We start from the raw sequence: 22,253 nt of genomic DNA, 5'->3' as shown, positions 1-22,253 counted from the left end.
CGTCAGCCGAGCGCCCGGTCCAGGTTGAAGGCCGCGCTGATCAGCGCGAGATGCGTGAACGCCTGCGGGAAGTTGCCCTGCTGCTCCCCGGTGTGGCTGATCTCCTCGGCGTACAGGCCGAGATGGTTGGCGTACGTCAGCATCTTCTCGAAGGCGAGGCGCGCCTCGTCGATCCGGCCGGCGTGCACCATGGCCTCGACGTACCAGAACGAGCAGATGGAGAACGTGCCCTCGTCCCCGCGCAGCCCGTCCGGACTGGCCTGCGGGTCGTAGCGGTAGACCAGCGAGTCGGAGACCAGTTCCTCGGTGAGCGCGTCCAGGGTCGACAGCCACTTCGGATCGGTCGGTGCGATGAACTTCGTCAGCGGCATCATCAGCAAGGCCGCGTCCAGCACGTCCCCGTCCTCGTGCTGGACGAAGGCCCGGCGCGCCTTCGACCAGCCCCGGCTCATGATCCGCCGGTAGATCGTGTCGCGGTGCTCCCGCCAGCGCGGCAGGTCGGCGGGCAGGCCGCGCCGGTTGGCCATGCGGATGGCCCGCTCGATCGCCACCCAGCACATCAGCCGTGAGTACAGGAAGTTCTTGCGGCCGCCCCGCGTCTCCCAGATCCCCTCGTCGGGCTGGTCCCAGTGCTCGCACACCCAGTCCACCAGCGCGCACACGTCGTCCCACTGGTCGCTGGAAATGGGCTTGGCCCACTTGTCGAAGAGGTAGATGGAGTCGATCAGCGCGCCGTAGATGTCGAGCTGGAGCTGGTCGGCCGCCGCGTTGCCGACCCGTACCGGAGCGGAACCCTGGTGGCCCTCCAGATGGTCGAGTGTCGTCTCGGGCAGCTCGGTGCGTCCGTCGATGCCGTACATGATCTGCAAGGGGCCGGAGGGCTTGCCGTCGCCCGGGCTGATGTGGCGGGTCACGAAGTTCATGAACGCCTCGGCCTCACCGGTGAAGCCCAGCCGCAGCAGGGCGTAGACGCAGAAGGCCGCGTCGCGCACCCACACGTACCGGTAGTCCCAGTTGCGTTCGCCGCTGAGCTGCTCGGGCAGACTCGTCGTCGGCGCGGCCACGATCGCCCCGGTCGGCGCGTAGGTGAGCAGCTTCAGCGTCAGTGCCGAGCGGTGCACCATCTCCCGCCAGCGGCCCCGGTACTTGGAGGCGGACAGCCAGCGCCGCCAGTACGCCACCGTCGCCGCGAACTGCTCCTCCGCCTCGGTGTGCGCGCACCGGCGGGGCAGGACGCCGCCGCCCACCTTGTCCAGCGCGAACACCGCCGACTCGCCCTCGGCGAGCTTGAAGTCCCCGCGTACGTCCGGCCCGTCCGTCTCCAGCGGCACGGTCGCGGTCAGCGCGAGCGCCAGCGCAGGCCCCTCGGCCTCGAAGATCGCCGTCTCACCGCTCATCCGGACGGTGTGCGGCCGGGTGCCGTAGTCGAACCGGGGAGCGACGCGGGTACGGAACGGGATCGAGCCGCGTACGCACACCACACGGCGGATCAGCCGGTGCCGCTCGGCCTCGGCCGACGTGCCGTCGACCGGCATGAAGTCCTGCACCTCGCCGACGCCGTCCTCGGTGAAGAACCGGGTGATCAGGACGTTGGTGTCGGGGAAGTAGAACTGCTTGGTCCGCGCCGGGACCGCCGCCGCCAGTTCGAAGCAGCCGCCGCGCTCCGCGTCCAGGATCGAGGCGAACACGCTGGGCGCGTCGAAGGACGGGCAGCAGTACCAGTCGATCGTGCCGTCGGTCCCCACCAGGGCCACGCTGCGCAGGTCGCCGATCAGCCCGTGCTCCGCGATCGGCAGATACCGCCGGCCGCCCGGCACGCCGTGGTCCTCCGCTGGTCCGCCCATGACCGCCTCCCTGGCCGGTACGCGCCTCAGCCCCAGCCTAGGGCGTCGACGCGGGGAACGGCGGTCCCACCGTGACGACCCGCAGCCAGGCCCTCCTCGAACCGCCGCACCGTCTCCCCGGCGACCTCCGTACCTCGACCTCTCGATCTCCGGCGCGACCCTGGCGCCCCGATCGGCCCCCGATGCTTGATATTGCTCGAAAGTTGGCGATATCTTGCAGGAGCAATCACAGTGGAGGATGCTGCATGACGCATGTCGAGGACGAGCTGACCAGCCAGCCCGAGTGCTGGGCACGCGCCGCGGCACAGGCGCCCGGGCACGCGGAGGTGCTGCCGGCGCCGGGGGAGCGGGTCGCGATCATCGGATGCGGCACCTCGTACTTCATGGCGCAGGCGGCCGCGGCCCTGCGCGAGAGCGCCGGCCAGGGCGAGACCGACGCGTTCGCCGCCTCGGAGTTCCCGTACGGCCGCGCCTACGACCGGGTCGTCGCCCTCACCCGCTCCGGCACCACGACCGAGGTCCTCGATCTGCTAGGCAGGCTGAAGGGCCGTACCCCCACCACCGCGATCACCGCCGCCCCGGACAGGCCCGTGAGGACGGCGGCCGACGACCTCGCCGTCCTCGACTTCGCGGACGAACGCTCCGTCGTGCAGACCCGGTTCGCCACCACGGCCCTCACCCTGCTCCGCGCCCACCTGGGGCTCCACCCCGGCACGGCCGTCACCGACGCGCGCACGGCCCTGGCGGAACCCCTGCCCGAGGGCCTGGTCGACTGTGCTCAGTTCACCTTCCTGGGGCGCGGCTGGACCGTCGGTCTGGCCAACGAGGCCGGGCTGAAGATGCGCGAGGCGTCACTGTCCTGGGCGGAGGCCTATCCGGCGATGGAGTACCGGCACGGGCCCATCAGCGTCACCACGAGCGGCACCGCGACCTGGATGTTCGGGGACGCACCGGACGGACTCGCCGAACAGGTGCGCGGCACGGGTGCGCTGTGGATCGCCGGGGCCCTGGACCCGCTCGCCGAACTCGTCCGTGCCCAGCGCCTCGCCGTCGCCGTCGCCGCGACACGCGGCCTCGACCCGGACCAGCCGCGCCACCTCACCCGCTCGGTGATCCTCACTCACTGACCTCGGAGGCACTGTGCCCCTCACCACCACCGGCGAGCTCATCACCCGCGCCGCCGCCGCCCGTTCGGCCGTCGCCTCCTTCAACGTCATCACGCTGGAGCACGTCGAGGCCGTCATCGCGGGCGCCGAGTCCGTGACCGCCCCCGTCGTGCTCCAGGTCAGCGAGAACGCGGTCAAGTTCCACGGCGGACGACTGCTCCCGCTCACCCGCGCGGCCGTCGCCGCGGCCGAACGGGCCGCCGTGCCGGTCGCGTTGCACCTCGACCACGTGCAGAGCGAGACCCTGTTGCACCAGGCGGCGGAGGCCGGATTCAGCTCCGTGATGTACGACGCGGCCCGGCTGCCCTACGAGCAGAACCTCGCCGCGACCCGGGCGGCGGTCGACTGGGCGCACGCCCGAGGCCTGTGGATCGAGGCCGAGTTGGGACAGATCGGGGGCAAGAACGGCAGACCCCCGCTGGACGCGCACGCCCCGGGCGCCCGCACCGACCCCGACGAGGCCCGGGCCTTCGTCGCCGACTCGGGCGTGGACGCCCTGGCCGTCGCCATCGGCAGTGCCCACGCCATGACCACCCGAACCGCCACCCTCGACCACGCCCTCCTCAAACAGCTGTCGGCCGCGCTGGACGTCCCGCTCGTCCTGCACGGCTCCTCCGGCGTCCCGGACGACGAACTCACGGCCGCGGTCGCGGGCGGCATCGCCAAGGTCAACATCGGCACGGCCCTGAACATCGCGCTGACCCGCGCGATCCGGGACTTCCTCGCCGACCGGCCCGAGGCCGTCGACCCGCGCGGCTACCTGACGGTCGCGCGGGAGGCCATGACCCGGACGGTGGCGAGGACCCTCCAGACCCTCGGCGCGGCTACCGCTTGACGGCCTTCAGCACCACGAACTTCGGGTCGCTCGCCACGAGCCGGCTGTTGCCGAACAGCTTGCGCAGCTTCACGTGGTAGCCCAGATGCCGGTTGCCGATCACCCACAGCTCGCCGCCCGGTCGCAGCGCACTCCGCGCCCCGGTGAACATCCGCCAGGCCGTGGCGTCCGTCGTCGCCTGATGGGAGTGGAACGGCGGATTGTTCAGGACCAGGTCCACACTGCCGGCCGGCACGCCCGCCAGCCCGTCGCCGACCCGGAACTCCGCGTGCCCCGGCGAGCCGTTCGCCTTGTACGTCGCCTCCGCCGAGGCCACGGCCTGGAACGACTCGTCCACGAACAGCACCTCGGCCGCCGGGTCGGCCAGCGCCACCGCCGTCCCGACCACGCCGTTGCCGCACCCCAGGTCCACCACCCGCCGGCCGCCCCCGCCGCCCGGCAGATGCTCCAGGAAGAACCGCGTGCCGATGTCGAGCCGGTCGGCGCAGAAGACACCCGCGTGGTTCACGACGGTGCGCCCCGATGCCGGCCCGATGCCGTCCGGGAGCGTGTAGACGTACGGCCACGGACTGGCGGGCCGCTCCAGCGCGGGATCCGGCGTGCAGAAGATCAGCCGGGCCTTCTTCTCGGCGAGCGACGTGCGGGTCGGGCCGAGGATCCGCTCGAACAGCCGCAGCGTCGAGGTGTGGATCTCCTTCACCATGCCCGTGCCCACGACGACCGTCCCCGTGTGCACCGCCGGCGCCAGCCGCAGCAACTGGTCCTCCAGCAGCGCCAGACTCTTCGGCACCCGCACGAGGAGCACGTCGACGCGGCCGGGTGGCGGATCCTGCGTGGTCAGCAGCCGCACCGCGCCGGGCTCGACGCCGTGCCGCGCGAGGTTGGCCCGGGTCGCCTCCTGGGTCAGGTGGGAATCCGTGATCTGCACCGGCCGGTGCTCCGCGAGCGCCGTGACCAGGGCACCCCAGCGGTCCCCGACGACCACGACCGTGCCCGACAGCGGGACCCCCTCCTGCGCCAGATACCTCAGCAGGTACTCGTCGGAGGCGTCCCAGGCACGCAGCCTGTCGCGCGGGTCCTCGGGGAAACGGGTCGGCGCGAGCTCGCCCCAGGGCGTCGTCATACGGTCGTTCATCGTGCGTCCAGGCTAGCCGAGCCGCTGCTCAGCCCAGGTCGGGGAGGATGGGAGGCATGGACGGCGAACTGTTCCCCAGGGCCCGTTCGCAGGTGGCGCCGGGCGCGGTGCACGTGCCGGACTGGCTGGACATAGAGCGCCAGAGCGAGCTGCTGGAGGCCTGCCGCGCGTGGGCGCGCCCGCCGGCCGGCCTGCGCACGGTCCGCACCCCCGGCGGCGGCACCATGACCGCCCGGCAGGTCTGTCTCGGCTGGCACTGGCACCCCTACGCCTACAACCGCACGGTCGTCGACGGCGACGGCGCCCCGGTGAAGCCGTTCCCCGCGTGGCTGGACGACCTGGGCCGCCGGGCGGTCAGCGACACACTCGGCGGACCGGCACCGGCGTACGACATCGCCCTGATCAACTTCTACGACGCCGACGCCCGGATGGGCATGCACCGCGACAGCGACGAGAAGTCGGACGCGCCGGTGGTGTCGCTGAGCCTCGGCGACACCTGCGTGTTCCGCTTCGGCAACCCGGAGACCCGCACCCGGCCCTACGCCGACGTCGAGCTGCGCAGCGGTGACCTGTTCGTCTTCGGCGGCCCGTCCCGGCTCGCCTACCACGGGGTCCCCCGGGTACACGGAGGCACGGCACCGCCCGGGCTGGGCCTGACCGGACGGCTCAACATCACGCTCCGGGTCAGCGGTCTTTAGGCCGCGGGCTCTACGGATCATGGGAGACTCGCCCTCATGAGCGGGAAGGCGGACCCCCGGCCGGCGGGGGATGGGAGCACCTCGACGAGGACGCGGCTGGACCGGGGGCGCGGAGCGCTCGGACCCGCGCTGGAGCTCGTGCACACCGGACGCGCGCCGACCCGGGCCGTACTCACCGCCGAGCTCGGCGTGACCCGGGCGACGGCCGGAGCGGTCGCCGCCGAACTCGAGGCGCTCGGGCTGATCCGGGTCGACGCCCGGCCCGGGGCGGCGGCGGGTTCGCAGGGCCGGCCCTCGCACAAGCTGGCCGTCGCCGAGGACGGGCCCGTCGCGCTCGCCGCGCAGGTGCACGCCGACGGCTTCCGGGCGGCGCTGGTCGGACTGGGCGGCCGGATCGTCGCCACCGCGCCCGGCTGCGAGGTCGTCGACGCCGACCCGGCGAAGGTGCTCGCCTCCGTCGTCACGGCGGGCGCCGAGCTGCTGCGGGAGACCGGGCGGCGATGCGTGGGCGCGGGACTGGCCGTCCCCTCCGCGGTCGCCGAACCCGAGGGCCTCGCCCTCAACCCCCTGCACCTCGCCTGGCCCGCGGGCTCGCCCGTCCGGGACATCTTCGCGGAGCAAGTGCGTGCGGCCGGTCTCGACGGACCCGCGTTCGCCGCGAACGACGTCAACCTCGCCGCGCTCGCCGAGCACCGGCACGGCGCCGGACGCGGCTCCCGCGACCTGCTGTGCGTGGCCACCGGCCACCGGGGCGTCGGCGGCGCGCTCGTCCTCGACGGCCGCCTCCACCGGGGCAGTTCGGGCCTCGCGCTGGAGGTCGGCCACCTCACCGTTCACCCCGAGGGCCGCCCCTGCCACTGCGGCAGCCGCGGCTGCCTGGACGTGGAGACCGACCCGCTGGCCTTCCTCACCGCGGCGGGACGCGAACCGGGCCCCGAGGTGTCCCTGCTCCAGCAGTCCATCGACCTGATCCGCCACCACTACGACGACCCGGGCGTCCGCACCGCCACCGAGACCCTCATCGACCGGCTCGGCCTCGGACTCGCCGGTCTCGTCAACATCCTCAACCCGGACCGGATCATCCTCGGCGGCCTGCACCGCACCCTCCTGGACGCCGACCCCGGCCGGCTCCGCGCGGTCGTCGCAGACCGCAGCCTGTGGGGCCAGAGCGGCGGCGTCCCGATCCTCGCGTGCACCCTCGACCACAACAGCCTGGTCGGCGCGGCCGAACTGGCCTGGCAGCCGGTCCTGGACGACCCCTTGGGTGCGCTCTCCTAGAGGGTGTCCGGGTCTCACTCCCGCGTCAGGCTCACAGCGCCGCCGGCCGCCCACCGACGGTGCCCCGGGCCGCCTGTCCTGGACGGCGCGGCAGGACGGCACGCCTCAGGAGAAGCTGGAAGTGCTGCACGCATGGCTGGTGGGAGGACCTGCCCGGCGACCGGGTCCGCGTCCTCAGCCAGGAGACCCGGTTCGGCCGCCCCGCCGCCGAACCGGCCCGGCAGACCCCGCATCCGATGGCCAACGGCCATCAGGCAGGACTCGACGGGCTTGTACGCGCCGCTTCCGGGAAGGCTCGCGCCTGAGCGGGCAGGCTGGACCGCGGGAGGCACGCCCGCACCGTACGAACGAGGAAGTTGGACGTCATGACCGACAAGCTCACCGTGAGCGTCCTGGGCACCGGCATCATGGGCGCCGCGATGGCCCGCAACCTGGCACGCGCCGGGCACACCGTCCACGCCTGGAACCGCACGCGCGCCAAGGCCGAGCCGCTGGCCGCCGAGGGCGTGCGCATCGCCGACACCCCCGCGCAGGCGGTCCGGGACAGCGACGTCGTCCTGACCATGCTCTACGACGGCCCCGCCGCACTGGAGACGATGCGCCAGGCCGCGCCCGGACTGCGCCCCGGCGCCGCGTGGGTGCAGTCCACGACCGCCGGCGTCGAGGCCATCGGCGACCTCGCCGCCTTCGCCCGCGAGCACGGCCTCGTCTTCTACGACGCCCCCGTCCTGGGCACCCGCCAGCCCGCCGAGGCCGGGAAGCTGACCGTGCTCGCCGCCGGCCCCGTCGAGGGCCGGGACACGGTGACGCCGGTGTTCGACGCCGTCGGCGCCCGCACCGTGTGGGCCGGTGAGGACGGCGCGGCCGGCGGCGGCACCCGGCTGAAGCTGGTCGCCAACAGCTGGGTCCTCGCCGTCACGGCCGCCGCCGGTGAGGCCCTGGCGCTGGCGAAGGCCCTCGGCGTCGATCCGCGCGGTTTCCTCGACCTCGTCGCCGGCGGCCCGCTCGACATGGGCTATCTGCACGCCAAGTCCGGCATGGTCCTCGAAGACCGGCTCACACCGCCCCAGTTCGCGGTGAGCACCGCGGCCAAGGACGCCCGCCTCATCGTCGAGGCCGGTGCGGGCCACGGCGTCCGCCTGGACGTGGCCGAAGCCGCCGCCGCCCGCATGGAGCGTGCCGCAGCCCAGGGCCACGGCGACGAGGACATGGCCGCCGCCTACTTCGCGAGTTTCGACGACAACCCGCCCGCCTGATCACCCCGGAGGTTCCCCATGTCCAAGCCGCCGCTGCCGCCCGAGGCCGAAGCCCTGCTGAGCCGGCCCAACCCGTGCGTCATGGCCACGCTCCGCTCCGACGGCACACCGGTCTCCACCGCCACCTGGTACCTGTGGAAGGACGGCCGGGTACTGATCAACCTCGACGAGGGCCGGGTCCGCCTCAAGCACCTGCGCCGCGACCCGCGCGTGACCCTCACCGTTCTCGCCGATGACAACTGGTACACCCACGTCACCCTCATCGGCCGCGTCACCGAGATGTACGACGACAAGGACCTGACCGACATCGACCTGCTCTCCCGGCACTACGGCGGCCAGCCCTACCCGAACCGCGTCCGGCCCCGGGTCAGCGCCTGGATCGAGGTCGACCGCTGGCACGGCTGGGGCGAGCTGAAGGACAACGACCAGGCCGCGGGCTGAGACCGGCCCGCCACGCCGTCAGCGCCACCGCACGGCGAACGCCCGGCCCGGGTTCTCCGTGAGGATGCGCCCCACCAGGTCCTCGCCCACCGCGTGGACGAGCCGGGGGCGCACCCGGCGCAACAGATACGGCATCCCGGGGCCGCCGCCCACCGAGCGGGCGGCGGCCGTCGTGGTGTCCGCGCCCAGCAGCAGCCGGTCGCCGAACCCGGCGTCGGCGAGGGCCCGTACGGCGTCCGGCATCCGCCAGTCGGTGGCGTGGTGGGTGTGTGACGGGCCGTCAAAGGCCAGATAGCACCCGGACTCGGCGGCCTGCCGGTGCACCACGAGGTCGGGGGAGCGGTTGAGGTGCCCGAGCACCACCCGGTGCGGCGGCACCCCCAACTCCCCGCACAGCAGGTCCAGTACGTCCAGCGCCCCGGTGCCCAGCTCCAGATGCACGGCGACGGTCACGCCCGTGGCGTGATGCGCCTCGGCCGCCGCCGTCATGGTCCAGCGGGCGTGGGCGTCCAGGGCGTGGAAACCGCCCGCGACCTTGACGAGACCCGCCCGCACCCCCGACGTCCCGATGCCTTCGGTGAGTTCCGAGACGAAGACGTCGGCGAGCCGGCCCCGCAGCCCCTTCAGCGTGTCCTCGTCGTAGTGGACGGCCTGGTGCAGCCCGGTCGCCGCGACCACGTGCACCCCGGTCTCCCGGGACAGCGGCGGCAGATCGGCGGCCCGCCGCCCGAGCCCGTACGGCGTCCACTGCACCACGGCACCACCGCCCTGCTCCCGGAACGCGACCAGCTCCGCCCGCGCCGCCGCCACGCTGCGCAGCTCCTGGCCGGGCAGCCGGGGACTGCCGAAGAACAGGTGGTCGTGGGCGTCGCACACGCCCAGCTCTCCGGGCGGCACGTCTCCCAGCACCGTGCGGACCGCGCTCACCACCGCCGCCCCCGGGGCAGCCGGTCCACGCCCGGTGCCGACAGGTGCAGCACCTCGAACACGTCACCGTCGGCCTTGGGGGCGTCGTGCTCCCAGAGGGAGAAGTGCACCAGCTCCCAGCGGCTCGTGTCGACGGCGGCCGCGGCGAGCAGGGCCCCGTCCTCCGCCGCCAGCCTCCGGACCTCCCGCACAGCGCCCTCCACCGCCCCGGCCAACGGCCCGGAGTCCGGGACGGGTTGGCGCCTCCGTACCGCGAACCTCGCGTGCGAACCGCCCCCTTCCTCGTACGCCAGACCCGTCCACTGGCGTACGGACGGCCGCCCGAAGTCGTCACTGAGCCCCTGGAACCCGCCGCCCCAGAGGAAGGCGTTCATGCCTTCGACGGTGTTCCACAGATAGAAGGGCGCGTACTGGTCGACCGGCGAGCCGCGCTGGCCGCGCTCGCGTATCAGGTAGGCCTTGACGCTGAGCCCGTCCCAGTCGTCGAGCAGATGCCCCGAGCGGGCGACACGGTCGCGGATGACGCCCATGTCGTAGTCGGCGGGCAAGGTGAGCTCGTACTGCATGGCGTGCATTCAGGTCTCCTCAGGCCGGGCGGGGTGCCAGCAGCGACAGCAGGCCCCGCACACCCGCGTCGAACGCGGCGGGGGAGCCGGAGGCGCGGGCGAGGACGTAACCGCCCTGGACCGTCGCGACGACCGCCGCGGCGATCTCCTCGCCGTCCAGCGAGGCCGCGAACTGGCCCTGTTCCTTGCCCTCTTCGACGATCCCGGCGATCCGCTCGCGGATCCAGTCGAGCGTCTCGTCGACCGGGGCGCGCAGCTCGGCGCTCTCGATCACGTCCGGGTCCATGGTCAGCCGGCCGATCGGGCAGCCACGCAGCACATCCCGCTCACGCCGCAGATACGCCTCGACGCGCTCGTACGGCGTTCCCGGTCCGTCGAGTACTGCGGCGGCGACAGCCCGCATCTCCTCGGCGGTCCGCCGGATCGCGGCCAGCGCGAGGTCCGGCTTGCCCTTGAAGTGGTGGTACATGCTGCCCTGCCCGGCGCCGGCGCGCTCCAGGATCGCCTTGGGGCTCGTGCCCACGTAACCACGCTCCCACAGCAGCTCGCGGGTGGACTCGATCAGCCGTTCCGAGGTGCTCATGCCCCTACTGTACATACCAGTAGTTACAGAAATCGACCCGGCGCCTACCCCCCAGGGCGTAGGCGCACTGTCGCTGGGCGTACGACGACCGGGGGCCCCTCGTGGGGCGACTCTCGAAAGCGACGCACAGACATCCGGCACGGCGATCGAGGAGTTGGACGACATGCAGACCCTGGCACACTTCGGCGACGGCGGCCCCGGACCGTGGATCCTGTTCTTCCCGGTCCTGTGGGCCCTGCTCATCGGCGGCGGCATCGCACTGCTGCGCCGCACCGTATGGCGCGGCCGCCGCGGCGGCCCATGGCGGCAGCCCGCGGTCGGGAGCGACTCGCCCATAGCCGTACTCGGCCACCGCTTCGCCTCCGGCGAGATCGACGAGGAGGAGTATTGGCGCCGACTGTCCGTACTGAACGAGGAGTTCGGTCGCACGGCCAAGGGCGGAGGTGCCTGAACATCCGGCCGGAGGCGACGCGCCGCCCCGGCCGGATGCGACGCCGGACAGGCGGCGGGCGCACGCCGAACGGTTCCCCGCCGCCACCGGGTGACGTGCGCCCGGCGGCGTACGTCACCCGGTGGCAACCGCCGTGCGGACGGTGGTCACCGCCCGGTCAACCGGCAACGGCGGACCGGGCGGGAGCATGTTCGGGCCGCAGCCCGTCGGCGGTGTGCCCGACCTCCGCGAACCTGCGCGCGGGTTTCTCCAGGACCGTGCGCCGTGCCCGGCGCGACGGCGCCGCGACCGCGGCGGAGGACGTCGGGAGGGTGAACCAGACGACCTTGCCGGACTCGCCGTCCGGCCGGACGCCCCAGCTCTCGCTCATGGCGGCCACCATCGCGAGCCCGCGCCCGCAGGTCGCCAGCGGCTCGGCGTCGTCGACCACGGGCATCCGCGGGTCGTGGTCGCGCACCGAGACCGTGAGCCGGTCGAGCAGCAGCTCTATCTCCACGGTGCACGTCTTGTCGGGCTGGGCATGCCGGTGGACGTTGGACAACAGCTCCGTCACACCGAGCGAGGCCCGGTCGATCAGAGCGTCCAGATGCCAGTAGCGCAACTGCGCAGAGACGATTCTGCGGACCTGGCCGATCCGCGACGGCAGGGCTTGGAGCTCCACCGTGCAGTGCCTGCTTGGGTAGCTGATCACGGCTGCGACTCCCCGACGTGAGGTCCGGAAGAACACGGAGTTCGGATCCAGCAGGGCGTCTTCGTGACACTGTCGCCCGCTGTCGTGGCCGGCGGGCTGGTTCGCAGCGTTATCGCCGGTAAACCCAGAGTGACGTGAGACCAGAGTGGCGCAGGGGGTAAGGAACCGCAACTCGCGGACATCTCAGTCGCCGCGCCCCGCCGCCCTGCGCACGGCCTCGATGAAGCGCCGCGCGGCCGGCGGCCCGGGCTCGCCCGGAGCGGGGTCGTGGTCGCCCAGGGTGAGCAGGTACCGATTGCCGTTGAGATCCGCCGTGGCCCGGTCATCGGGGCCGAACCAGGGCTTGGATGCGCGCACCGCCTGCACCGGCGCGCTGTCGATCTCACTGCCGTAGCTGGTCAGCAGCTCGAGCCGGCCGCCGCTGATCCGGACCTGACCGGCCCGGGTGAGCGAACGCAGCCGCTTCCCGATCCGCACGCCCGTGGCCCTGAACTCCGGCTCCGCCATGCCACCCGCCCCCTTGTGCGCGTCGGTGCACCGGCCCCGCTCTGCGGTACCCGGCACAGGCTCGTGTCCTGATCCAGTGTGCCCCCGTCCGGATGCTTGCTCCGGTTGGTGCCTCGTACCCCTGCCGGTACCCCGTTCGGAGCCCCGGTCCCGCGGTGAAGTCTGCCCTCACCCGGCGTCGAGCACCAGTACAGCGGACCCCCTCTCCTGGGGGCGCCCGGAGCACACACACAAGTGCGCCCCCCTGACCACGCGCCCCCTTGCCCCGGGCCCTGCCCCAGGGGGCGCTTTGGGGGGCTCAAAGGTGCGTTTATGCAGGTGAGAAGCGTACGGAGGGTGCATATGATCGGGGGTGTCGGCCGCGCGACGCGTCGTCGGCGCGCAGCGTTAGGAGCCCCCGTGAGCACTCCCCAGCAGACCCGGACCGGTGTGACCCTCGACGTCGATCACAGCGACGCCGCCTACCGCGCCTGGCTGAAAGAAGCCGTCCGCAGAGTCCAGGCCGACGCCAACCGCTCGGCCGATACGCACCTGCTCCACTTCCCCCTGCCGGAGCGGTGGGGCATCGACCTGTACCTGAAGGACGAGTCCACCCACCCCACCGGCAGCCTCAAGCACCGGCTCGCCCGCTCCCTCTTCCTCTACGGCCTCTGCAACGGCTGGATCCGGCCGGACCGCCCGGTGATCGAGGCCTCCAGCGGCTCGACGGCCGTCTCCGAGGCGTACTTCGCGAAGCTCATCGGCGTGCCCTTCATCGCCGTCATGCCGCGCACCACGAGCGCCGAGAAGATCCGCCTCATCGAGTTCCACGCCGGCCGGTGCCACTTCGTGGACGACCCCCGCACGATGTACGAGGAGTCCGCCCGCCTCGCGGCCGAGACCGGCGGCCACTACATGGACCAGTTCACCTACGCCGAACGGGCCACGGACTGGCGCGGCAACAACAACATCGCCGAGTCCATCTTCCGGCAGCTGCGGATGGAGCGGTTCCCCGAGCCGGCGTGGATCGTCGCCACGGCGGGCACCGGCGGCACCTCGGCGACCCTCGCGCGCTACGTCCACTACATGCAGTACGACACGCGCGTCTGCGTGGCCGACCCCGAGAACTCGTGCTTCTTCGAGGGCTGGACCACCGGCGATCCGGACGTCACCTACGACTGCGGCTCCCGTATCGAGGGCATCGGCCGGCCCCGTATGGAACCGAGCTTCGTGCCCGGCGCGATCGACCGGATGATGAAGGTGCCCGACGCGGCCAGCGTCGCCGCGGTACGTGCACTGGAGCGCGCCATCGGCCGCAAGGCGGGCGGCTCGACCGGCACGGGCCTGTGGAGCGCGTTGAAGATCGTCGCGGAGATGGTGTCCGAGGGACGGCAGGGGAGCGTCGTGACGCTGCTGTGCGACCCGGGGGACCGGTATCTCGACAAGTACTACTCGGACACCTGGCTGGCCGCCCAGGGGCTGGGCATCGAGCCGTACACGGCCGCGATCGACTCGCTGCTCGACACGGGCGTCTGGCCCGACTGAACCGAGACTCCGGGCCCGCCGACCGGGGGTGCTACGACGCCGCCAGCCTCCGGTCCAGCGCCGTGACGGCGTCCCGGAAGGCCTTGGCCTGAGCCGCCCGCACCGGCCTCATGGCGAGCCGGTACGCCGCCGTACCGTCGGTCGCGAACGTCCACCGCACCCGGGTCCCGGTAGCGGCCGGGGCGAGCCGCCACTCCTCGGCGATCGCCCGCACCCCGGGCACGTTGGTGACATCGACGCGATAGGCGTACACCTCGGGTCCCTCCGCCGCGATGACCGACTCCCGGAACCGGACGCCTCCCACGAGCCGGATGTCGCGCCCCTTCCCGCCGTCGATCGGGCGGGCGGCCGTCACCTGGGGAAACCAGTCGACCCAGCCGGGCACGTCCTCCAGCGCGCGGTAGACCGCCTCCACCGGAGCGGAGATGTCCCGCTCGGAGACATGCCGTACGGGCGCGGTCCCGACGAAGTCGAGCCCCACCGGGCGCAGACGGTGAGCCATGGACGAAGCCCTCCTGGTGAGGGAGCGGGCGATGACCGGCAGCGTCACCCTAGCTGGCGACCCGTCAGCTGTCTGCCTCTTCGTCGGGCTCCCCGGCCACCACCAGCCGCCGCAGATGCTCCACGACCACCCCGCGCGCCTCGTCCGGCAGGCCGGCGTCCGTCACGAGCGTGTCGATCCGCTCCAGCGAGGCGAACGAACTCAGGCCCACCTTGCCCCACTTGGTGTGGTCGGCGACCACCACCACCCGCCGGGCCGACTGCACGAGCCGCCGGTTCGTCTCCGCCTCCGCGAGGTTCGGCGTCGACAGGCCGGCCTCGACCGATATGCCGTGCACCCCGAGGAACAGCAGGTCGAAGTGGAGTGCCGCGATCGCCTGGTCGGCGACCGGCCCCACCAGCGAGTCGGACGGGGTGCGCACACCGCCGGTCAGCACGACCGTGGCCGCGCCCTGCCGCGGACCCGAGGTGCGCTGCGCCGCGTGGAAGACGTCGGCCACCCGCACCGAGTTGGTGACCACCGTCAGGTCGGGCACGTCCAGCAGCTGCTGGGCCAGCGCGTACGTCGTCGTGCCGCCGGACAGGGCGATCGCCGCGCCGGGCGCGACCAGCTTGGCCGCCGCCCGTGCGATGTCCTCCTTGGCGGTCAGCTCCAGCCCCGACTTGGCCTCAAAACCCGGTTCGTGCGTACTCGCCTCGACCACCGGGACAGCGCCGCCGTGCACCTTCTCCAGCACGCCCTGGCGGGCGAGCGCGTCGAGGTCGCGGCGGACCGTCATGTCCGACACGCCGAGCTTGCGCGTCAGCTCGTTGACCCGGACACCGCCCCGGCGGCGGACCTCGTCGAGGATCAGGGATCGCCGCTGCTCCGCGAGGAGGTTCTGATTCTCGCTCACGTACGCTCCGGTCCTTTCGCCTCAATGCCGTCCGACAGGCCCTGCGCACCTGCCGCAACCAGGACATTCTCCCCCGGCTCCGGTGCGCGGACGCCCCATCCTTGCATGTCGCGGCGTCGACGGCGCCACCCGACCGCTCGTCGCGCGGACGCCGCCCGGGGGTCTCGCTCGTCGCTCCGCAGTGTTACGGATCGGAGAGATTCCGTGACAGGAGGTGTGCGGCGCCGCGGAAGTGGAGATCCTTGTGCCCGCACGGACAGAGCCGACGGCGTGTCACGGGGGAAGTGCGAATCAGTGGAACGTGCGCGGGAACACGACTCGACCGGCGGGCCCGACCAGCCCGCCCGGCGGCCCGGTGAGACCGGGACCGCCCTGGAACTCCTGGTCCACGGCGTGGGCGGCACCACGCCGCAGGAGATGCTCAACGATCCGCGCACGGTGCGGATCACCGGCGACGACATCGCGGCCGTCTTCCGGCGCGCCGACGACGTAGACGCGGAGAAGAGCCCCGACGACCGCCGCCGCGACGGACCGGTGCCCGAGGCCTACGTCTGGTGCAACCTGACCTCCGGCAACGGCACCCGCGCCCTGTGGCTGTTGCTGCTGCCGTTCATGGTCGTCAACCTCGCCCACTGGATGCGCCCCAGCGCCCGGGGCCGCCGCCGCACGGTGCGCCTGTACGGCCTCCTGGTGCGGCTCACGGGGCTCACCCTGACGGTGCTGCTCGTCGCGGCGGCCTGCGAGGTCGCCCTCGATCTGGCGGCCTGGCAGTGCGCGGGCACCCGCGCGTGCGCCGACCGGCACTCCTGGCTGGGCTTCCTCTCGCCCACCGTCTCGGACGGCGGCTGGTGGAGCAGCCCCGGCCGCAGGCTCGCCCTGGCGTCCTTCGTCCCGACCGCCCTGACCGTCCTGCTGTGGTACCTGTCCCGGCGCACCTGGAGCGACTACGAGTCCCAGCAGCCGTTGGCCCGCGACCCCGAGCCCGACGAGGACGGCGACGGCTCGACCGCGCTCGGCCGGCCCGGCTTCTGGTACGGACGCCGGCTGGTGGCCCGGCTGCGCGCCGCGCACACCGCCGCCGGGCTGGTCACGGTCGCCGCCGCGGTCGCCAGCGCCGCTGCCCGCCACGACCGCGAGCCCGGAGGCCCCGCCGTACTGAACATCCTGGGCCTGCTCCTGGAGGCGGCCCTCGCCGCCTGCGCGGCCGCCGTGGTGTGGGTGGTGTGCCGCCGGGGCCGCAGCGAGAGACGCATCGACCGGGAACTCGACGAGCGCTTCGTACGACGCCTGCCGCTCGCCGCCCTCGTCCTGCTAGCCCTCGCCCTGCTGTACGCGGGATGGGAGCGCCCCGGCTGGGAGTCGGCCGGCCGGCTGCCGGGCGATGCCACCTTCGGCGGTCTCGCCCTGGTCCAGGGCCTGCTCGTGATCGTCCTCGCCGGCGTCGCCCACGCACTGCACCGCACCGACCCCGACCGGCGGGCCGTGCTGCGCGGCCTCGGCGGACCGGCCGTCGCGATGCTGGCCTGCGCCCTGGGCGGGGTGATGTCCGGTGGTGTGGCGCAGCGCGTGTCCGACTGGCTGGACGGCACCGGGACGTCGATCGACGGCCCGCCGGTCCTGCTGACCTGGCAGGCGTCCGTGATCCCGCCCCTGATCGTGGTGCTCCTGATGCTCTTCGGCTGGCTGGCCCACCGCGCCTGGCAGCTGGCCCGCGCCGAACGCGAGGCGGTGGCCCGCGACTACGCGGACGAGGCCCAGGACCGCGCCCGCACCCGCCGTATCGCCTACACCCGCGCGATGGCCTCCCTCACCGACCGGGGACCCCGCGTCATCGCCGTCACATCCGGTGTCACCCTGCTGCTCGGTGCGGGAGCCCTCGTGGGCGCCCTGACCACCGACGAGACACCGGGCGAGGCGGCGCGGGGCACCTACCCCGTCGTCCACGGCGCCGCCGAGACCTCCCAGGCCCTCGGCTCCTGGCTGATCGGCCTCGGCTTCATCCTGTTCGTCACCTGGGGCAGGCGCGCCTACAAGGACGCCGCCGCCCGCCGCACCATCGGCATCCTGTGGGACGTCGGCACCTTCTGGCCGCGCGCCGCCCACCCCTTCGCCCCGCCCTGCTACGCCGAGCGCGCGGTGCCCGACCTGACCTGGCGGATCGCGACCTGGACCCGCGTCACCGGCGGACGGCTGGTCATCTCCGGCCACTCGCAGGGCAGCGTGCTCGCCGCCGCCGCGGCCTGGCAACTCACGCCGCCCACCCGCAAACGCGTCGCGCTGCTGACCTACGGCTCCCCGCTGGAGCGGCTCTACGGCCGCTGGTTCCCTGCACACTTCGGCCCCGCCGCGCTCGGCTCCCTGCACCGGGAGGTCGACTGCTGGCGCAACCTGTACCGGCTCACCGACCCCATCGGCGGCCCGGTGCGCCTGCCCGGCGACCACGACCTCGGGGTCGACCACGTGCCGTTGCAGGATCCCCTCTCCTACGGCCGGAACGACCTGCACCCGCTGCCCGCGCCGATCCTCGGCCACTCCGACTACCAGGCGGACCCGGCGTTCGCCGAGGAGCGCCGCAAGCTGCTGGCCCGGCTGCGGCCGGAGCTGCCGGCACCCCGGCACACGGCCGAGCAGCCCTGCCCCGGCCCGGAGGCGGATCCTCAGAGCAGCTCGGGCAGGTCCTCCGCGTAGAGCAGGGTCAGGTCGTCCGTGCTCGGCTCGGCGAACTGGGCGACCCGGCTCGCGTGCCGCTCAACCATCGCCTCGAAGGTCTGGCGCGCGGTACGGCCGTTGCCGAACGCCGGGCCCTTCGGGAGTTCCGTGAAGTACGTCCGCAGGGCCTGAGCCGCGCCGGGCGCCAGCCGGTACTCGTGCTCCTCGGCCTGCTGCTCCACGATCCGCAGTAGGTCCTCGGGGCCGTAGTCGCTGAAGGTGATGGTCCGCGAGAACCGGGACGCCACACCGGGGTTGACCGACAGGAAACGCTCCATCTCGGCCGTGTAGCCCGCGACGATCACCACGACCGCGTCCCGGTGGTCCTCCATCAGCTTCACCAGCGTGTCGATGGCCTCCTTGCCGAAGTCGCGGCCCGCGTCCTCCGGGGACAGCGCGTACGCCTCGTCGATGAACAGCACGCCGCCGCGCGCCTTCTCGAAGGCCTCCTGCGTGCGGATCGCCGTCGAGCCGATGTGCTCGCCCACCAGGTCGACGCGGGACACCTCGACCAGGTGGCCCTTCTCCAGCACACCGAGGGACGCGAGGATCTCGCCGTACAGCCGCGCGACCGTCGTCTTGCCCGTGCCGGGGGAGCCGGTGAAGACCAGGTGCCGCTTGACCGACGCCGCCTTCAGGCCCGCCTGCTGCCGGCGCCGGCCGACCTCGATCATGTCCGTGAGGGCGCGCACCTCGCGCTTGACGCTCTCCAGGCCGACCAGCGCGTCCAGTTCACCGAGGACGTCCTTGGAGCTGCGGGCCGACTGCTCGGGCTCCGCGACCGGGGCCGGGGCCGGGCGCTCCGGTTCGGTGCGCTGACCCGGGACCGCGCCCAGCAGGCCGGGGGAGTGGCCCACCGTCTGTACGGCCGTCTCCGGGGACGTCGGGGCCCGCAGTCCCGCGCTCTCGTCGCTGGTGCAGTCCTCGACCAGGGGGCCCGACCCGGACGACGCGTCCGCGCCGCTGTCCGCGAACTCGTAGCCGCCGCGCGCGCACCGCTCCGTGCGGCACTTCCGCAGCGTCGTACGGCTGCCGTCGATGACATGGAAGCCGTAGCCGCCGCTGCCCGTCACCCGGCAGTTGTGGAAGCTGCCGCGGCCTCCGGCCGACACGTACACCCCCGCCTCCGCGGGTGAGTCGATCGTGCAGCGCTCCACCGTGGGGTCGGCGCCCTTGGTGACGATGACACCGGTCTGGGTGCCGTCCAGCGTGCAGTTGCTGAGGGTGCCGCCGCTGCCGTGGTCACGGAACCAGGCGCCCGTCGCCGCGTCCCGGATCCGGCAGTCGTCGAGCTGAGCGGTCGCGCCGTCGCTCACCGACACGGCCGTGTTGCGCACCTGCGACAGGTCGCTGTCGACGACGTCCGCGCGCGAGCCGCGGTCGAGGACGAACAGGGCGTCCGGCACGTCGTGCACCCGGCACGAGTCGAGCACCGCGGTGGCGCCGTCGCTCACCCACACCGCCGGGTAGTCGCCGGTGCTGTCGAAGATCTCGCACTGGTTGGCGTCCACGCGTGTGCCCGGGTCCCACACCGACAGGCCGTTGCGCCCGAACTGCCGCACCGTGGTGCGGGTCAGCGTGAGGACGGAGCGGGAACGCAGGTCGACCGCGTTCTCCGGGATGTCGTGGATACGGCAGTCGGCCAGCGTCAGCACGGCGTCCGTGTCGAGCGTGACTCCGTCGGCCGTCGTGCGGTGCACATCGCAGTCGGTGAGGTGCGCGGTGGCCCGGCCGGTGATCTGCACACCGCTGCCCCGGACCTCGTAGATCTCGCAGCCCACCGCCTCCAGCGCCGAGTTCTCCCCGGTCGCCGACAGGCCCGAGCCCGACGTGTGGTGCACCCGGCAGCGCTCCAGACGGGGGTGGGCGCCGCCGCGCACCGCCACGCCCGCCTGGCCGGCCGCGACGACCTCGCACTCCTCGAACACCCCGCCCGCACCGTCGAGTACGGCGATGCCGATGCCCGCCGGATTGTCGACGGCGCAACGCCGGACCGTGGGCCGGGCGCTGCCGCGCACCTCGATCCCGGCCGCCGACCGCGTGACCACCCGTACGTTGCTCAGCTCGGGAGTGCCCTCCTCCACCAGCACCGCCGGGGCGGCCGCGTCCTGGCCCTCCACATGCAGGTCCTGGACCACCGCCGAGGCGCGCACGGTCAGCGGCACGCCGTCCGCGGGCGCGATCCGCACCGAGCCGGGGGAGCCCTCGGGGCCGCGCAGGGTCACCGCACGCTGCACGACGAGGTTCTCCCGGTAGGTGCCGGGGGCGACCGTGAGGACGTCTCCGTCGGCCGCGGCCTCCAGGGCAGCGGCGAGCGATGCGTACTCACCTGTGCGGCGCCGCCACCGCGACGTGCCGGTGTGCGTCACCTGGACCGTGCCCTGTGCCATGGTGTAGCTGTGCCCCCACCTCGGTCGTACTGATGGCTCGTTCGCCTTCGGGACGCTGCCACCGGTGTCGGGACCGCGACCGGGCCGGGCCCTCGGGCCTGGGCGCGCACGCGGCATCGAAACCGGCGCGCCCTTCCTGCTCGCTCGCGCGCGGGTTGTGCCGAACGGTTCGGCCGGACCACCGTAGCGTGCGCGCGGGTGGTGGGTTGACCAGAGCCGGAAGGCTGTCAGCTGCCGGTGCCCGTCCTGCCCCAGTCCGGGCCGGCCTTGTCCCATGCCTGGTCCCAACGGGCGTACCGGCGGCGGACCATGCGCCAGACGATCAGCCGTCTGCCGCCCTCCACGAGACCGCAGACCGCCAGGGCCGCGCCGAAGCCGGCGAGGACCGCGTGCGTCGACGCCGTCGCGGAGTCGAGGGGGCGGGCCACCATCTGGCCGTGCCGGTCGGTCCATATCCGGAACTCGTCGCCCTGCTGCGGGTCCTTGAGGCTCGCCAGCACCGGGCCCTGATGTGCGGTGCCGTCCGGTGCCGTCCAGTCGGCGAGGACGCGGTTGCGCAGATCCCGGCCCGTGGAGGTCTCCGGGTCGGCGTCCAGCGGGGAGGGGTCGAGCTTGCGGACCACCGTGGCCGTCACCAGGTGCCGCGCTTCGCGCTGCTCGCGGACGGAGCGCTGGAGGGCGTCCTCGGCGGTGCCCCCGACGAGGGAACCGGCCACCGGCGCGGCCAGGAGGATCAGCACCAGGGCCGCCAGCGCGACCCATGCCTCGGCCAGATCGGTCGCGCGGCACAGCGGGTTGCGCCGCCAGCGCCAGAGTCCGCTGATCGCTCGCACCGCCTGCACCCCCTTCCCCGCTCCGTGATAACCCCCTGACGAGCCGTCCACGCGCCAACCGGGCGAAGAGAGAGCGAAATCACCTCTCACCGGCGACTCTCATGAACTTCTCACACAGGCCCAACGCCCGGGCGCTTGGGGCGGTTCCCACCCGGGGACGCCGACGGCCGTCCGGCTACTCGAGGATGCCGACCGGGTCGCCGACCCGGACCGTGCCCCGGGACAGGGGCACCAGGTTCTGCCCGAAGACCAGCTTGCCGTCGAGCCGCCGGTGCCGCCCCAGGCTGTACAGGGGCTCACGGCCGCGCTCGCCCGTGCCCTGGTCGGTGGTGGTCACCACGCACCGTCCGCAGGTCTTGGCGACGCGGAAGGACACGTCCCCGATGGCGAGGCGCGTCCAGCCGTCCTCGGCCCAGGCGTCGGTGCCCGCCACGACCACGCTCGGCCGGAAACGGTCCATGGGGAGCGGACCCTCGTCCGCGTGATCACCCTGCGCGATCAGGGCGTTGAGGGCGTCGAGGGAGGCCGTCGTGGTGAGCAGCAGCGGAAAGCCGTCGGCGAAGGAGACGGTCTCGCCGGGACGCGCGTACTCCGGGTCGACGGGCCGGCGCGTGGCCGGGTCGTCCATGTACACGAGACGCGCGTCGATGCCGAGGTAGGCGCTGCACCAGGCGTGCGCGGCCTCGTCCTCGGCCGGGACCGCGTCGACCTTGTCACGGAAGATCTCCACCGCCAGCGTGTCCGACGGCCGGGGGACGGGCACCGTCAGGGGCTCCATGCCGGGTGCGGACAGCCGGACGCCGCCGCCCGGCAGAAGCTCGGCGGCGGCCAGGGCGAGGCGCGGCTGCCGACGCTGCGTGAGGACCTTGCCCTCGTCGTCGACCAGTGCCCAGCGCCGGTCTCCGGTCAGTCCCCAGGGCTCCACGACGGCCTCCCGGGGCGCGAGGCCCCGGACCGCCTTGACCGGATGGACGTGGATCGAGTGCAGGTGCGCGTTCCCCATGGGGCCATCGTGCCAGCAG

At 73.2% G+C, this 22,253-nt stretch carries 21 protein-coding genes; 9 read left to right on the top strand and 12 right to left on the bottom strand.

Going from position 1 to position 22,253, the window contains the following annotated elements:
- Window positions 1-2: 2 nt before the first annotated feature.
- The gene (locus QC385_RS00800) at window positions 3-1,844 is read right to left on the bottom strand and encodes a glycoside hydrolase family 15 protein (protein ID WP_279539276.1); all 1,842 of its coding nucleotides are present in this window, start codon (window positions 1,842-1,844) and stop codon (window positions 3-5) included.
- Window positions 1,845-2,089: 245 nt separating this feature from the next.
- Between QC385_RS00800 and QC385_RS00795 the strand changes: the two genes are divergently transcribed.
- Together QC385_RS00795 and QC385_RS00790 are read left to right on the top strand one after the other, a co-directional pair.
- Window positions 2,090-2,971: an SIS domain-containing protein gene (locus QC385_RS00795; RefSeq protein WP_279539275.1), complete on the top strand. Its 882-nt coding sequence runs from the start codon at window positions 2,090-2,092 to the stop codon at window positions 2,969-2,971.
- Between the two features lie 13 nt (window positions 2,972-2,984).
- The gene (locus QC385_RS00790) at window positions 2,985-3,845 is read left to right on the top strand and encodes a class II fructose-bisphosphate aldolase (RefSeq protein WP_279539274.1); all 861 of its coding nucleotides are present in this window, start codon (window positions 2,985-2,987) and stop codon (window positions 3,843-3,845) included.
- On the opposite strand, the gene QC385_RS00785 is transcribed toward QC385_RS00790, so the two are convergent.
- Window positions 3,835-4,968, bottom strand: coding sequence for a methyltransferase (locus QC385_RS00785; RefSeq protein ID WP_279539742.1), 1,134 nt, complete (start codon window positions 4,966-4,968; stop codon window positions 3,835-3,837). The genes QC385_RS00790 and QC385_RS00785 overlap by 11 nt on opposite strands.
- Window positions 4,969-5,036: 68 nt before the next feature.
- On the opposite strand from QC385_RS00785, the gene QC385_RS00780 reads away from it, so the two are divergent.
- The 4 genes from QC385_RS00780 (at window position 5,037) to QC385_RS00765 (ending at window position 8,653) form a co-directional block, all read left to right on the top strand.
- The gene (locus QC385_RS00780) at window positions 5,037-5,678 is read left to right on the top strand and encodes an alpha-ketoglutarate-dependent dioxygenase AlkB family protein (protein WP_279539273.1); all 642 of its coding nucleotides are present in this window, start codon (window positions 5,037-5,039) and stop codon (window positions 5,676-5,678) included.
- Between the two features lie 36 nt (window positions 5,679-5,714).
- Window positions 5,715-6,956, top strand: coding sequence for an ROK family protein (locus QC385_RS00775; protein ID WP_279539272.1), 1,242 nt, complete (start codon window positions 5,715-5,717; stop codon window positions 6,954-6,956).
- A gap of 365 nt (window positions 6,957-7,321) precedes the next feature.
- Window positions 7,322-8,212, top strand: a complete 891-nt coding sequence (locus QC385_RS00770; RefSeq protein WP_279539271.1) for an NAD(P)-dependent oxidoreductase — start codon at window positions 7,322-7,324, stop codon at window positions 8,210-8,212.
- An 18-nt stretch (window positions 8,213-8,230) separates the two neighbouring features.
- On the top strand, window positions 8,231-8,653 hold the full coding sequence (locus QC385_RS00765) for a PPOX class F420-dependent oxidoreductase (RefSeq protein WP_279539270.1): 423 nt from the start codon (window positions 8,231-8,233) through the stop codon (window positions 8,651-8,653).
- An 18-nt stretch (window positions 8,654-8,671) separates the two neighbouring features.
- Here the strand turns inward: QC385_RS00765 and QC385_RS00760 are convergent, their stop codons facing one another.
- The 3 genes from QC385_RS00760 to QC385_RS00750 are packed head-to-tail and all read right to left on the bottom strand — an operon-like array spanning window position 8,672 to window position 10,744.
- The gene (locus QC385_RS00760; protein ID WP_279539269.1) at window positions 8,672-9,580 is read right to left on the bottom strand and encodes a phosphotriesterase family protein; all 909 of its coding nucleotides are present in this window, start codon (window positions 9,578-9,580) and stop codon (window positions 8,672-8,674) included.
- A complete protein-coding gene (locus tag QC385_RS00755; protein ID WP_279539268.1) occupies window positions 9,577-10,155 on the bottom strand; it encodes a DUF4865 family protein in 579 nt (192 codons plus the stop codon). Before QC385_RS00755 ends, QC385_RS00760 begins: the two co-directional genes overlap by 4 nt.
- Window positions 10,156-10,165: 10 nt before the next feature.
- Window positions 10,166-10,744 carry a TetR/AcrR family transcriptional regulator gene (locus tag QC385_RS00750; protein ID WP_279539267.1) on the bottom strand — a complete coding sequence of 193 codons (579 nt, stop codon included), beginning with the start codon at window positions 10,742-10,744 and terminating at the stop codon, window positions 10,166-10,168.
- 148 nt (window positions 10,745-10,892) lie between these two features.
- Between QC385_RS00750 and QC385_RS00745 the strand changes: the two genes are divergently transcribed.
- A complete protein-coding gene (locus QC385_RS00745; protein ID WP_279539266.1) occupies window positions 10,893-11,180 on the top strand; it encodes an SHOCT domain-containing protein in 288 nt (95 codons plus the stop codon).
- Window positions 11,181-11,337: 157 nt separating this feature from the next.
- On the opposite strand, the gene QC385_RS00740 is transcribed toward QC385_RS00745, so the two are convergent.
- Both QC385_RS00740 and QC385_RS00735 read right to left on the bottom strand, forming a co-directional pair.
- Entirely contained in the window at window positions 11,338-11,871 is a 534-nt protein-coding gene (locus QC385_RS00740; RefSeq protein ID WP_279539265.1) for an ATP-binding protein, read from the bottom strand.
- Window positions 11,872-12,054: 183 nt separating this feature from the next.
- Complete coding sequence (locus tag QC385_RS00735; RefSeq protein ID WP_279539264.1) at window positions 12,055-12,378, bottom strand: hypothetical protein; 324 nt, start codon at window positions 12,376-12,378, stop codon at window positions 12,055-12,057.
- Window positions 12,379-12,777: 399 nt separating this feature from the next.
- Here QC385_RS00735 and QC385_RS00730 point away from each other — a divergent pair, with 399 nt between their 5' ends.
- Window positions 12,778-13,902, top strand: coding sequence for a PLP-dependent cysteine synthase family protein (locus tag QC385_RS00730; protein ID WP_279539263.1), 1,125 nt, complete (start codon window positions 12,778-12,780; stop codon window positions 13,900-13,902).
- A 31-nt stretch (window positions 13,903-13,933) separates the two neighbouring features.
- Here QC385_RS00730 and QC385_RS00725 read toward each other — a convergent pair whose 3' ends face one another.
- Both QC385_RS00725 and QC385_RS00720 read right to left on the bottom strand, forming a co-directional pair.
- Complete coding sequence (locus tag QC385_RS00725; protein WP_279539262.1) at window positions 13,934-14,404, bottom strand: SRPBCC family protein; 471 nt, start codon at window positions 14,402-14,404, stop codon at window positions 13,934-13,936.
- 64 nt (window positions 14,405-14,468) lie between these two features.
- Window positions 14,469-15,299: a DeoR/GlpR family DNA-binding transcription regulator gene (locus tag QC385_RS00720; RefSeq protein ID WP_184980610.1), complete on the bottom strand. Its 831-nt coding sequence runs from the start codon at window positions 15,297-15,299 to the stop codon at window positions 14,469-14,471.
- Window positions 15,300-15,593: 294 nt separating this feature from the next.
- Between QC385_RS00720 and QC385_RS00715 the strand changes: the two genes are divergently transcribed.
- Complete coding sequence (locus QC385_RS00715; protein ID WP_279539261.1) at window positions 15,594-17,987, top strand: hypothetical protein; 2,394 nt, start codon at window positions 15,594-15,596, stop codon at window positions 17,985-17,987.
- Here the strand turns inward: QC385_RS00715 and QC385_RS00710 are convergent.
- The 3 genes from QC385_RS00710 to QC385_RS00700 form a co-directional block, all read right to left on the bottom strand.
- Window positions 17,957-20,398 carry a right-handed parallel beta-helix repeat-containing protein gene (locus QC385_RS00710; RefSeq protein WP_279539260.1) on the bottom strand — a complete coding sequence of 814 codons (2,442 nt, stop codon included), beginning with the start codon at window positions 20,396-20,398 and terminating at the stop codon, window positions 17,957-17,959. The genes QC385_RS00715 and QC385_RS00710 overlap by 31 nt on opposite strands.
- Window positions 20,399-20,625: 227 nt before the next feature.
- Window positions 20,626-21,231, bottom strand: a complete 606-nt coding sequence (locus QC385_RS00705) for an Rv1733c family protein (protein WP_279539259.1) — start codon at window positions 21,229-21,231, stop codon at window positions 20,626-20,628.
- A 175-nt stretch (window positions 21,232-21,406) separates the two neighbouring features.
- Window positions 21,407-22,234: an MOSC domain-containing protein gene (locus tag QC385_RS00700; RefSeq protein ID WP_279539258.1), complete on the bottom strand. Its 828-nt coding sequence runs from the start codon at window positions 22,232-22,234 to the stop codon at window positions 21,407-21,409.
- Window positions 22,235-22,253 lie beyond the last annotated feature (19 nt).

Source organism: Streptomyces sp. DH10 (assembly GCF_029813805.1).
GTDB classification, from domain to species: Bacteria; Actinomycetota; Actinomycetes; order Streptomycetales; family Streptomycetaceae; genus Streptomyces; species Streptomyces coeruleofuscus.
This window is presented reverse-complemented; position numbering and strand designations above follow the sequence as displayed.